At 53.2% G+C, this 12,737-nt stretch carries 6 protein-coding genes, 6 tRNA genes and 3 rRNA genes; 14 read left to right on the top strand and 1 reads right to left on the bottom strand.

All coding sequences use genetic code 11. The annotated features are described in order from the left end of the window. Position 1 precedes the first annotated feature (1 nt). Positions 2-1,432, bottom strand: coding sequence for a peptidoglycan DD-metalloendopeptidase family protein (locus tag C4K38_RS28945; protein ID WP_053279606.1), 1,431 nt, complete (start codon positions 1,430-1,432; stop codon positions 2-4). Positions 1,433-1,642: 210 nt separating this feature from the next. On the opposite strand from C4K38_RS28945, the gene tyrS reads away from it, so the two are divergent. The 14 genes from tyrS (at position 1,643) to C4K38_RS28870 (ending at position 12,706) form a co-directional block, all read left to right on the top strand. Further along, positions 1,643-2,842: a tyrosine--tRNA ligase gene (tyrS, locus tag C4K38_RS28940; protein ID WP_053279607.1), complete on the top strand. Its 1,200-nt coding sequence runs from the start codon at positions 1,643-1,645 to the stop codon at positions 2,840-2,842. Between the two features lie 551 nt (positions 2,843-3,393). Further along, a 16S ribosomal RNA gene (locus tag C4K38_RS28930) occupies positions 3,394-4,930 on the top strand. Between the two features lie 65 nt (positions 4,931-4,995). Continuing rightward, positions 4,996-5,072: transfer RNA gene (locus C4K38_RS28925), tRNA-Ile, on the top strand. Positions 5,073-5,098: 26 nt separating this feature from the next. Then, a tRNA-Ala gene (locus C4K38_RS28920) sits at positions 5,099-5,174 on the top strand. Between the two features lie 240 nt (positions 5,175-5,414). Next, positions 5,415-8,306: ribosomal RNA gene (locus C4K38_RS28915) — 23S ribosomal RNA — on the top strand. A 136-nt stretch (positions 8,307-8,442) separates the two neighbouring features. Beyond that, positions 8,443-8,558, top strand: a 5S ribosomal RNA gene (rrf, locus tag C4K38_RS28910). The 16S, 23S and 5S rRNA genes sit together here with 2 tRNA genes alongside, the layout of an rRNA operon. Positions 8,559-8,723: 165 nt before the next feature. Continuing rightward, positions 8,724-9,683: a bifunctional biotin--[acetyl-CoA-carboxylase] ligase/biotin operon repressor BirA gene (birA, locus tag C4K38_RS28905; RefSeq protein WP_053281136.1), complete on the top strand. Its 960-nt coding sequence runs from the start codon at positions 8,724-8,726 to the stop codon at positions 9,681-9,683. Next, positions 9,673-10,422: a pantothenate kinase gene (locus C4K38_RS28900; protein WP_053281135.1), complete on the top strand. Its 750-nt coding sequence runs from the start codon at positions 9,673-9,675 to the stop codon at positions 10,420-10,422. Before birA ends, C4K38_RS28900 begins: the two co-directional genes overlap by 11 nt. A 7-nt stretch (positions 10,423-10,429) precedes the next feature. After that, a complete protein-coding gene (locus C4K38_RS28895; protein WP_053281134.1) occupies positions 10,430-10,870 on the top strand; it encodes a hypothetical protein in 441 nt (146 codons plus the stop codon). A 142-nt stretch (positions 10,871-11,012) separates the two neighbouring features. Continuing rightward, positions 11,013-11,097: transfer RNA gene (locus tag C4K38_RS28890), tRNA-Tyr, on the top strand. Positions 11,098-11,122: 25 nt separating this feature from the next. Next, positions 11,123-11,196, top strand: a tRNA-Gly gene (locus C4K38_RS28885). 26 nt (positions 11,197-11,222) lie between these two features. Continuing rightward, positions 11,223-11,298: transfer RNA gene (locus C4K38_RS28880), tRNA-Thr, on the top strand. 84 nt (positions 11,299-11,382) lie between these two features. Continuing rightward, a complete protein-coding gene (gene tuf, locus C4K38_RS28875) occupies positions 11,383-12,576 on the top strand; it encodes an elongation factor Tu (RefSeq protein WP_007924207.1) in 1,194 nt (397 codons plus the stop codon). 54 nt (positions 12,577-12,630) lie between these two features. After that, a tRNA-Trp gene (locus C4K38_RS28870) sits at positions 12,631-12,706 on the top strand. Positions 12,707-12,737: the final 31 nt, after the last annotated feature.

Genomic DNA, 12,737 nt, shown 5'->3' with positions numbered 1-12,737 from the left:
CTTAACGCTTGTTCGAAGCGAGCAGGGTGGCCTTTTCCTGATCCATCCGCGCCATCAGCGGCTGGCTTTGTTGCAGGAAGCGCGCGCGTTCTGCTTTGGCGATCGGGTCGGCCATTGGCAGCTTCTGGCCCAGTGGGTCGACGTGGACGCCGTTGACCTGGAACTCGTAGTGCAAATGCGGGCCTGTGGAAAGCCCGGTGGTGCCGATGTAGCCGATCACCTGGCCCTGCTTGACAGAACCACCGGTCTTGACGCCTTTGGCGAAGCCTTGCATATGGCCGTACAGCGTGCGGTAGGCATTGCCGTGCTGGATGATCACGGTGTTGCCGTATCCGCCGCGGCGACCGGCCAGGAGCACCTTACCATCGCCGGCGGCCTTGATTGGCGTGCCGCGAGGGGCTGCGTAGTCGACGCCTTTGTGAGCGCGGATCTTGTTCAGGATCGGGTGCTTGCGGCCCATGGAGAAGCGCGAGCTGATACGCGCGAAGTCTACCGGCGTACGGATAAAGGCCTTGCGCATGCTGTTGCCGTCAGCGGTGTAATAACTGCTCATGCCTTGTTTGTTGGTGTAACGCACCGCGGTGTAGGTCTTGCCACGGTTGGTGAAGCGCGCAGAGAGAATGTTGCGGGAACCCACGGCTTTGCCATTGACGACGGTCTGCTCGTAGATCACGTCGAACTCGTCACCCGGACGAATATCCTGGGCGAAGTCGATGTCGTAGCCAAAGACGCTGGCCATGTCCATCGTCAGGCTGTGAGAGAGGCCTGCGCGGGCTGCGGATTGCGACAGCGAGCTGTTGATCACGCCATGAACGTAGGCCGTGCGGACCATGGGCTTGGCGGTGATGCGGCTGAAGGCGAAGCCTTTTGGCCCTTTGGTCAGGGTGATGCTTTCCAGGTCGTTGACCTTGCTGTGCAGGTTGTTCAACTGGCCGTCCGGGCCCAGTTCGAACTCAAGCTTCTGGCCGCGTTTCAGCTGAGTGAACTGCTTGGCTTGCTTGTCGCTGGCCAACACGTCGTGCACCGAGGTGGCTGGCAGGCCGACCTTCTCGAATAGCGTGGAAAGAGTGTCGCCCTTGGCGACAATGACTTCCCTGTGATTAGCCGCCTTCTTTTCTTCCGCCACGGCCGGAGCAGGCTGTTCTTGAGCGGCTTCAGCGGTCTTTGCGGTGTCTTCGGGGCTGTTTTCGATTTGCGCGAATGGGGACGCTACGGCTTCATTTGTGGCTTGTACGGCGTCTGCAGCGTCTTGATCTTGTGTCAGTTGCTCGACCGGGCTTTCCAGGTCAAGGCTCAGAGTTGTTCTTTTGGCTTCTACATCACTGGAAGGGAATACCAGGAGCGCCAGGCTGAGGAGGGCGGCGATACCACTTGCGGCGAGCAGGTGGGTCTTCGGATAAAGCGGCGGGGCTTTAGGCGGTTCTGTGGTCATAGGTGATTTTGACTTTGAAAAGATGAATTGGAAAAGATGAATGACATGATGAAGATGAAATAACTGTATAAAATATAACCAAATCATCTGTTAAGCAAGCCTGCGGACGTCCTGTTCGTGGAAAGCCATCCGTACGCCGGGCAAAACTTGTAATTGGGCGCTGATCTTGTATGGTTGGTTCCCTTTGAATCTGAGCCTTGCGGGTCTGTTATGAAGTCGGTTGAAGAGCAGCTAGCGCTGATCAAACGTGGTGCAGAAGAGTTGTTGGTCGAGTCCGAGCTGATCGAAAAGCTCAAGCGCGGCCAGCCGCTGCGTATTAAGGCTGGCTTCGACCCAACGGCGCCGGATTTGCACCTGGGTCATACCGTGCTTATTAATAAGCTGCGCCAGTTCCAGGATCTGGGGCACCAGGTAATCTTCCTGATCGGCGACTTCACCGGGATGATCGGTGATCCGAGCGGCAAGAGCGCAACCCGTCCGCCGCTGACTCGCGAGCAGGTGCTCGAGAATGCCGAGACTTACAAGAGTCAGGTGTTCAAGATTCTCGACCCGGCGAAAACCGAGGTGGCCTTCAATTCCACCTGGATGGACAAGATGGGGCCTGCAGACTTCATTCGTCTGACTTCCCAGTACACCGTTGCCCGCATGCTCGAGCGTGACGACTTCAACAAGCGCTACTCTACCAACCAGCCAATTGCCATTCACGAGTTCCTCTATCCGCTGGTTCAGGGTTATGACTCGGTGGCGCTGCGCGCCGATGTGGAGCTGGGCGGTACTGATCAGAAGTTCAACCTGTTGATGGGGCGCGAGCTGCAGCGCGGTTATGGTCAGGAAGCTCAGTGCATTCTGACAATGCCGTTGCTCGAGGGGTTGGATGGCGTCAAGAAGATGTCCAAGTCGTTGGGTAACTACGTAGGTATCCAGGAAGCACCAGGTGTCATGTACGGCAAGCTGGTTTCCATTCCGGATGTCTTGATGTGGCGTTACTTCGAGCTGCTGAGCTTCCGTTCCATGGATGAGATCCTTTCCTTTAAGGCGGATGTCGAGGCGGGTGCTAATCCACGGGATATCAAGATCAAGCTGGCGGAAGAGATTGTTGCGCGCTTCCATGGTGAAGAGGCGGCGGCGAATGCTCATCGTGCTGCGGGTAACCGCATGAAGGATGGTGAGCTGCCGGATGATCTGCCTGAGATCGAGCTGGCTGCTGCTGAAGATATGCCAATCGCGGCTGTCCTTAATAAGGCAGGCTTGGTAAAGAACTCGGCAATGGCGCGCGACCTGCTCGGCTCGGGTGGTGTGCGTGTAGATGGTGAAGTGGTTGAGCGTACCTTTATATGGGCAATCGGCTCGACTCATGTTTGCCAGGCCGGAAAGAAGGCTTTTGCACGTATTACGCTTAAATCCGAATAAAACTGAAAATAGGTGTTGACGGCGAATTATATCTCTCTATAATTCGCCCCACTTCCGGCGCAGTCGAAACGGAAAACTCCTTGAGATTCAATGAGTTACGCAGTTTTCGACAGCGGTTACGCTTCAGTTCATCGAAGTCCGAAGGAGTTGGTAAGGTGTCTTGTTTTCGCCTTATTAACGATTCGATCTTCTCGGTCGAAAGCGGAGAAAAAGAGGTGTTGACAGCAGCGTGTAACGCTGTAGAATTCGCCTCCCGCTGACGAGAGATCGGAAGCGCAAGTGGTTGAAGTTGCAAAGGAAACTTTGAAAACTTCTTAAAATAACCGCTTGACAGATGCAGAGGCTGCTGTAGAATGCGCGCCTCGGTTGAGACGAAAGGCTTAACCAACCGCTCTTTAACAACTGAATCAAGCAATTCGTGTGGGTGCTTGTGGAGTCAGACTGATAGTCAGAAAGATTATCAGCATCACAAGTTACTCCGCGAGAAATCAAAGATGTAACCAACGATTGCTGAGCCAAGTTTAGGGTTTTCTCAAAACCCAAAGATGTTTGAACTGAAGAGTTTGATCATGGCTCAGATTGAACGCTGGCGGCAGGCCTAACACATGCAAGTCGAGCGGTAGAGAGGAGCTTGCTTCTCTTGAGAGCGGCGGACGGGTGAGTAATGCCTAGGAATCTGCCTGGTAGTGGGGGATAACGTTCGGAAACGGACGCTAATACCGCATACGTCCTACGGGAGAAAGCAGGGGACCTTCGGGCCTTGCGCTATCAGATGAGCCTAGGTCGGATTAGCTAGTTGGTGAGGTAATGGCTCACCAAGGCGACGATCCGTAACTGGTCTGAGAGGATGATCAGTCACACTGGAACTGAGACACGGTCCAGACTCCTACGGGAGGCAGCAGTGGGGAATATTGGACAATGGGCGAAAGCCTGATCCAGCCATGCCGCGTGTGTGAAGAAGGTCTTCGGATTGTAAAGCACTTTAAGTTGGGAGGAAGGGTACTTACCTAATACGTGAGTATTTTGACGTTACCGACAGAATAAGCACCGGCTAACTCTGTGCCAGCAGCCGCGGTAATACAGAGGGTGCAAGCGTTAATCGGAATTACTGGGCGTAAAGCGCGCGTAGGTGGTTCGTTAAGTTGAATGTGAAATCCCCGGGCTCAACCTGGGAACTGCATCCAAAACTGGCGAGCTAGAGTATGGTAGAGGGTGGTGGAATTTCCTGTGTAGCGGTGAAATGCGTAGATATAGGAAGGAACACCAGTGGCGAAGGCGACCACCTGGACTGATACTGACACTGAGGTGCGAAAGCGTGGGGAGCAAACAGGATTAGATACCCTGGTAGTCCACGCCGTAAACGATGTCAACTAGCCGTTGGGAGCCTTGAGCTCTTAGTGGCGCAGCTAACGCATTAAGTTGACCGCCTGGGGAGTACGGCCGCAAGGTTAAAACTCAAATGAATTGACGGGGGCCCGCACAAGCGGTGGAGCATGTGGTTTAATTCGAAGCAACGCGAAGAACCTTACCAGGCCTTGACATCCAATGAACTTTCCAGAGATGGATTGGTGCCTTCGGGAACATTGAGACAGGTGCTGCATGGCTGTCGTCAGCTCGTGTCGTGAGATGTTGGGTTAAGTCCCGTAACGAGCGCAACCCTTGTCCTTAGTTACCAGCACGTAATGGTGGGCACTCTAAGGAGACTGCCGGTGACAAACCGGAGGAAGGTGGGGATGACGTCAAGTCATCATGGCCCTTACGGCCTGGGCTACACACGTGCTACAATGGTCGGTACAGAGGGTTGCCAAGCCGCGAGGTGGAGCTAATCCCATAAAACCGATCGTAGTCCGGATCGCAGTCTGCAACTCGACTGCGTGAAGTCGGAATCGCTAGTAATCGCGAATCAGAATGTCGCGGTGAATACGTTCCCGGGCCTTGTACACACCGCCCGTCACACCATGGGAGTGGGTTGCACCAGAAGTAGCTAGTCTAACCTTCGGGAGGACGGTTACCACGGTGTGATTCATGACTGGGGTGAAGTCGTAACAAGGTAGCCGTAGGGGAACCTGCGGCTGGATCACCTCCTTAATCGACGACATCAGCTGCTTCATAAGCTCCCACACGAATTGCTTGATTCATTGAAGAAGACGATTGGGTCTGTAGCTCAGTTGGTTAGAGCGCACCCCTGATAAGGGTGAGGTCGGCAGTTCGAATCTGCCCAGACCCACCAATTACTGGTGCACCCTGTAGCGATACGGGGCCATAGCTCAGCTGGGAGAGCGCCTGCCTTGCACGCAGGAGGTCAGCGGTTCGATCCCGCTTGGCTCCACCATTACAGATTGGTCTCCATCGTTTAAAGCTTAGAAATGAGCATTCCGCCAAAACGGCGATGAATGTTGATTTCTGATCTTTATCAGAATCGTTCTTTAAAAATTTGGGTATGTGATAGAAAGATAGACTGGATAGCACTTTCACTGGTGTTTATTCAGGCTAAGGTAAAATTTGTGAGTTTAATCGCGAATTTTCGGCGAATGTCGTCTTCATAGTATAACCAGATTGCTTGGGGTTATATGGTCAAGTGAAGAAGCGCATACGGTGGATGCCTTGGCAGTCAGAGGCGATGAAAGACGTGGTAGCCTGCGAAAAGCTTCGGGGAGTCGGCAAACAGACTTTGATCCGGAGATGTCTGAATGGGGGAACCCAGCCATCATAAGATGGTTATCTTGTACTGAATACATAGGTGCAAGAGGCGAACCAGGGGAACTGAAACATCTAAGTACCCTGAGGAAAAGAAATCAACCGAGATTCCCTTAGTAGTGGCGAGCGAACGGGGACTAGCCCTTAAGTGGCTTTGAGATTAGCGGAACGCTCTGGAAAGTGCGGCCATAGTGGGTGATAGCCCTGTACGCGAAAATCTCTTAGTCATGAAATCGAGTAGGACGGAGCACGAGAAACTTTGTCTGAATATGGGGGGACCATCCTCCAAGGCTAAATACTACTGACTGACCGATAGTGAACTAGTACCGTGAGGGAAAGGCGAAAAGAACCCCGGAGAGGGGAGTGAAATAGATCCTGAAACCGTATGCGTACAAGCAGTGGGAGCAGACTTTGTTCTGTGACTGCGTACCTTTTGTATAATGGGTCAGCGACTTATATTCAGTGGCGAGCTTAACCGAATAGGGGAGGCGTAGCGAAAGCGAGTCTTAATAGGGCGTTTAGTCGCTGGGTATAGACCCGAAACCGGGCGATCTATCCATGGGCAGGTTGAAGGTTAGGTAACACTGACTGGAGGACCGAACCGACTACCGTTGAAAAGTTAGCGGATGACCTGTGGATCGGAGTGAAAGGCTAATCAAGCTCGGAGATAGCTGGTTCTCCTCGAAAGCTATTTAGGTAGCGCCTCATGTATCACTGTAGGGGGTAGAGCACTGTTTCGGCTAGGGGGTCATCCCGACTTACCAAACCGATGCAAACTCCGAATACCTACAAGTGCCGAGCATGGGAGACACACGGCGGGTGCTAACGTCCGTCGTGAAAAGGGAAACAACCCAGACCGTCAGCTAAGGTCCCAAAGTTATGGTTAAGTGGGAAACGATGTGGGAAGGCTTAGACAGCTAGGAGGTTGGCTTAGAAGCAGCCACCCTTTAAAGAAAGCGTAATAGCTCACTAGTCGAGTCGGCCTGCGCGGAAGATGTAACGGGGCTCAAACCATACACCGAAGCTACGGGTATCACGTAAGTGATGCGGTAGAGGAGCGTTCTGTAAGCCTGTGAAGGTGAGTTGAGAAGCTTGCTGGAGGTATCAGAAGTGCGAATGCTGACATGAGTAACGACAATGGGTGTGAAAAACACCCACGCCGAAAGACCAAGGTTTCCTGCGCAACGTTAATCGACGCAGGGTTAGTCGGTCCCTAAGGCGAGGCTGAAAAGCGTAGTCGATGGAAAACAGGTTAATATTCCTGTACTTCTAGTTATTGCGATGGAGGGACGGAGAAGGCTAGGCCAGCTTGGCGTTGGTTGTCCAAGTTTAAGGTGGTAGGCTGGAATCTTAGGTAAATCCGGGATTCTAAGGCCGAGAGCTGATGACGAGTTACCTTTTAGGTGACGAAGTGGTTGATGCCATGCTTCCAAGAAAAGCTTCTAAGCTTCAGATAACTAGGAACCGTACCCCAAACCGACACAGGTGGTTGGGTAGAGAATACCAAGGCGCTTGAGAGAACTCGGGTGAAGGAACTAGGCAAAATGGCACCGTAACTTCGGGAGAAGGTGCGCCGGTGAGGGTGAAGGACTTGCTCCGTAAGCCCATGCCGGTCGAAGATACCAGGCCGCTGCGACTGTTTATTAAAAACACAGCACTCTGCAAACACGAAAGTGGACGTATAGGGTGTGACGCCTGCCCGGTGCCGGAAGGTTAATTGATGGGGTTAGCTAACGCGAAGCTCTTGATCGAAGCCCCGGTAAACGGCGGCCGTAACTATAACGGTCCTAAGGTAGCGAAATTCCTTGTCGGGTAAGTTCCGACCTGCACGAATGGCGTAACGATGGCGGCGCTGTCTCCACCCGAGACTCAGTGAAATTGAAATCGCTGTGAAGATGCAGTGTATCCGCGGCTAGACGGAAAGACCCCGTGAACCTTTACTATAGCTTTGCACTGGACTTTGAATTTGCTTGTGTAGGATAGGTGGGAGGCTTTGAAGCGTGGACGCCAGTTCGCGTGGAGCCATCCTTGAAATACCACCCTGGCAACTTTGAGGTTCTAACTCAGGTCCGTTATCCGGATCGAGGACAGTGTATGGTGGGTAGTTTGACTGGGGCGGTCTCCTCCTAAAGAGTAACGGAGGAGTACGAAGGTGCGCTCAGACCGGTCGGAAATCGGTCGTAGAGTATAAAGGCAAAAGCGCGCTTGACTGCGAGACAGACACGTCGAGCAGGTACGAAAGTAGGTCTTAGTGATCCGGTGGTTCTGTATGGAAGGGCCATCGCTCAACGGATAAAAGGTACTCCGGGGATAACAGGCTGATACCGCCCAAGAGTTCATATCGACGGCGGTGTTTGGCACCTCGATGTCGGCTCATCACATCCTGGGGCTGAAGCCGGTCCCAAGGGTATGGCTGTTCGCCATTTAAAGTGGTACGCGAGCTGGGTTTAGAACGTCGTGAGACAGTTCGGTCCCTATCTGCCGTGGACGTTTGAGATTTGAGAGGGGCTGCTCCTAGTACGAGAGGACCGGAGTGGACGAACCTCTGGTGTTCCGGTTGTCACGCCAGTGGCATTGCCGGGTAGCTATGTTCGGAAAAGATAACCGCTGAAAGCATCTAAGCGGGAAACTTGCCTCAAGATGAGATCTCACTGGAACCTTGAGTTCCCTGAAGGGCCGTCGAAGACTACGACGTTGATAGGTTGGGTGTGTAAGCGCTGTGAGGCGTTGAGCTAACCAATACTAATTGCCCGTGAGGCTTGACCATATAACACCCAAGCAATTTGCTTAGAAGCAAGTTGCGGTGTGTGAAGACGAAACGAACCGAAAGTTCGAGAAAACACACAAACTATCGCATACCCAATTTGCTGAAGCGTCGAAAGACGAATCGGCACACCGAATTTCTTGACGACCATAGAGCATTGGAACCACCTGATCCCATCCCGAACTCAGTAGTGAAACGATGCATCGCCGATGGTAGTGTGGGGTTTCCCCATGTGAGAGTAGGTCATCGTCAAGATTAAATTCCGAAACCCCAATTGCGAAAGCAATTGGGGTTTTTTTTGCGCGCAGAAAAACCATTCCGAATTGCAACCGCTAGCTGCTTGATTGTGTCTGTCACGCTTTCTATGCAACAGCCTTAGGCATGGCTATCATGCCTGCCTCATTGTGAGGCGAGATCTGCATGCTGACATTGTTGGAGCTTCTGAAGGATGGGCGGTTTCACTCGGGCCAGGCCCTTGGTGCCGCCTTGGGTATTAGCCGCAGTGCCGTGTGGAAGCAGTTGCAGCAATTGGAGGCTGATCTGGGGCTCTCTATCCATAAAGTTCGCGGCCGCGGTTATCAACTGGCGGCTCCGCTGACGCTCTTGAGCTCCGCCGATATTTACGAGCAGTCAAAGGATTGCCCTTGGACTGTGCTGGCTTTCGATTCTGTTGACTCTACAAATGCTGAAGCTCTAAGGGTTGTCGGGCGTGGCGTGCCCGCGCCGTTCCTGGTGCTCTCAGAGCGTCAGACGGCGGGGCGTGGTCGGAGAGGGCGCAAATGGGCGAGCCCTTTTGCAGAAAATGTTTATTACAGCCTCGTACTGCGTATTGATGGTGGAATGCGCCAGCTTGAAGGGCTCAGCTTGGTGGTCGGGCTGGCGGTCATGCAAACCTTACGCGAGTTTGGGATTGCTGATGCGGGCCTGAAGTGGCCAAACGATGTTTTGGTAGGGCGCAAAAAAATTGCCGGCATCCTGTTGGAGTTGGTTGGGGATCCTGCTGATGTCTGTCATGTGGTTCTGGGTGTAGGCATCAACGTCAACATGCAGAAAACCGACGAGGTTGATCAGCAGTGGACTTCTGTGCGGCTTGAGTCCGGCAAGCAGGTTGATCGCAACCAGTTGGTCGCTCGGCTGAGTATGATGCTGAAGGCTTACCTGGAGCGCCACCAGGCCCAGGGCTTTTCCTCTATTCAAGAGGAGTGGGAGCAGAATCACTTGTGGCAAGGTAGTGCGGTGTCTCTGATTGCTGGGGTCAATAAAATAGACGGTGTTGTTATGGGCATCGATCAGCAGGGTGCGTTGCGATTGAAGGTAGATGGGGTTGAGAAGGTCTACAGCGGTGGTGAGCTCAGCTTGAGGTTGCGTGATGATTCTTGAGCTCGACTGTGGAAACAGCTTCATTAAATGGCGTGTTCTGGATAATGCCGCGCTTGGGGTATTTGCTGAGGGTGTGGTTGATTCCGATGACGCTTTGGTGGGGCATCTGCATGCGCTAAGCAGTTTGGTCTTGACCCGCTGCCGCTTGGTCAGCGTGCGCACGGCCGAAGAAACGAACAAGCTTACTTCCATGTTGGTACAGGCTTTTGGCGTGGCGGTGGTCTGTGCTGCGCCTGCGAAAGAAATGGCCGGCGTACGAAATGGCTATGAGGAGTTTGAGCGACTTGGCCTGGATCGCTGGCTTGCCATGCTGGGAGGATTTCGCCTCGCGGCTGGTGCCTGTCTGGTGCTCGATTTTGGAACGGCCGTTACTGCGGACTTCATTGCGGCGGATGGTGAGCACCTGGGTGGTTTTATCTGTCCAGGGATGCCGTTGATGCGTAATCAGCTGAGGACCCACACTCGTCGAATTCGTTATGACGATTTGTCTGCCGAGCGCGCGCTGGTCAATCTGTTGCCGGGGCGTACAACAGTTGAGGCGGTAGAGCGTGGCTGCTCATTGATGCTGAGAGGGTTTGTGCTGACTCAGCTGGAGCTGGCGCGCGACTATTGGGGGGATGATTTCGTGGTGTTCCTCACGGGTGGTGATGCTGACCTGGTTTCTGGTGTCGTGCCGCAGGGGCGGGTGGTCCCGGATCTGGTTTTTGTTGGATTGGCTATGGCGTGCCCATTGTCCTGAGGTTTTTATGCGCTGGTTGTTCCTGCTGCTTCTGGTTCTCAATGTGTTCTATTACGTCTGGCATCAGCAGGAGGCGCCTTTGCGTGCCAAGGAAGTAACACCTCTGACGCTTTATAAAGGGTCCCAGCAGGATATTCGCTTGTTGAGTGAGTCGTCTGACGCAGTCACCAGGCGTGACAAGGAGGGTGATGCTCACGGTGATTGCCTATATATAGGTGGTCTTGCTCGTCGTGATCAGGCTCAAATGCTCGAGCAGCGCCTGTCGGCATTGGGTGTGGAGGCTCAGCTGAAATCTTTGAGTCGGCCCGATGCTTCAGGTTATTGGTTGCGTGTGGCGCCTGAAAGCAAGCATTTGCTGGATGATTCACTGTTGCAGAATCTTGCTAAAGAATTCAATGAGTTAAAACATAAAATAATGTCATGCGAAGGCATTGCAACTGTCGAATAGTTTGCATAGAATGGCGCCCGCTCCGCAGTGAAGACCTCTAGAGGTAGACGCAGCGAGGCGAGGTCAACGCAGCTAACCTCAGGTTTTTAATGAGAAAATGCTTGACAGAAGGGTGGCATAGTATAGAATGCTGCCTCGCTTAGGAGGGGTTCCCGAGCGGCCAAAGGGATCAGACTGTAAATCTGACGTCTACGACTTCGAAGGTTCGAATCCTTCCCCCTCCACCAGATTTTAGCGTGAGCTGCAAGCTCCGCGGGTATAGTTTAGTGGTAGAACCTCAGCCTTCCAAGCTGATGATGCGGGTTCGATTCCCGCTACCCGCTCCAAGTTTGCAGGTTGTGCAAAGTGTTTCGCTCTTGTAGCTCAGTTGGTAGAGCACACCCTTGGTAAGGGTGAGGTCAGCGGTTCAAATCCGCTCAAGAGCTCCATATAGCAAGGCAGATATGAAAATATCTGCCTTTGTTTTAATGGCTTGTGTGACTTGCTCAATTCTTCTCCTAGGGGTGATTTCGATGGCTAAGGAAAAGTTCGAACGTAATAAGCCGCACGTCAACGTTGGTACCATTGGTCACGTTGATCACGGTAAAACCACTCTGACTGCTGCTCTGACTCGCGTCTGCTCCGAGGTTTTCGGTTCGGCTCGTGTTGACTTCGACAAGATCGACAGCGCCCCAGAAGAAAAAGCTCGTGGTATCACCATCAACACCGCGCACGTAGAGTACGACTCGAACATTCGTCACTACGCGCACGTTGACTGCCCAGGTCACGCTGACTACGTCAAAAACATGATCACTGGTGCTGCTCAGATGGACGGCGCGATCCTGGTTTGCTCGGCTGCCGATGGTCCGATGCCGCAAACTCGCGAGCACATCCTGCTGTCCCGTCAGGTAGGCGTTCCGTACATCGTTGTCTTCCTGAACAAGGCTGACATGGTTGACGACGCTGAGCTGCTGGAGCTGGTTGAGATGGAAGTGCGCGATCTGCTGAGCACTTACGACTTCCCAGGTGATGACACTCCAATCATCATCGGTTCGGCTCTGATGGCTCTGAACGGCCAAGACGACAACGAAATGGGCACTACCGCTGTTAAGAAGCTGGTAGAAACTCTGGATACCTACATCCCAGAGCCAGAGCGTGCTATCGACAAGCCGTTCCTGATGCCTATCGAAGACGTATTCTCGATCTCTGGTCGTGGCACCGTGGTAACTGGCCGTGTTGAGCGTGGTATCGTTCGCATCCAGGAAGAAGTTGAGATCGTTGGTCTGCGCGATACTCAGAAAACTACCTGCACCGGCGTTGAAATGTTCCGCAAACTGCTCGACGAAGGTCGTGCTGGCGAGAACTGCGGCGTTCTGCTGCGTGGCACCAAGCGTGACGACGTTGAGCGTGGCCAGGTTCTGGTTAAGCCGGGTACTGTTAAGCCGCACACCAAGTTCACCGCTGAAGTGTACGTTCTGAGCAAAGAAGAAGGCGGTCGTCATACTCCGTTCTTCAAAGGCTACCGTCCTCAGTTCTACTTCCGTACTACTGACGTGACTGGTAACTGCGAGCTGCCAGAAGGCGTTGAAATGGTAATGCCAGGTGACAACATCCAGATGACTGTCACTCTGATCAAAACCATCGCGATGGAAGATGGTCTGCGTTTCGCTATTCGTGAAGGCGGTCGTACCGTCGGCGCTGGCGTCGTAGCCAAAGTCATCGAGTAAGTTCTTGATATATCTCCATCGGGCCGGCATAATGGTCGGCCTGATTTTGTTTTTAGGTCAGTAGCTCAATTGGCAGAGCGACGGTCTCCAAAACCGTAGGTTGGGGGTTCGATTCCCTCCTGACCTGCCAGATTCACTCAGTGTGTCTGGCTTTCTTTTCA

It is taken from the genome of Pseudomonas chlororaphis subsp. piscium (assembly GCF_003850345.1).
Lineage (GTDB): Bacteria > Pseudomonadota > Gammaproteobacteria > Pseudomonadales > Pseudomonadaceae > Aquipseudomonas > Aquipseudomonas piscium.
This window is presented reverse-complemented; position numbering and strand designations above follow the sequence as displayed.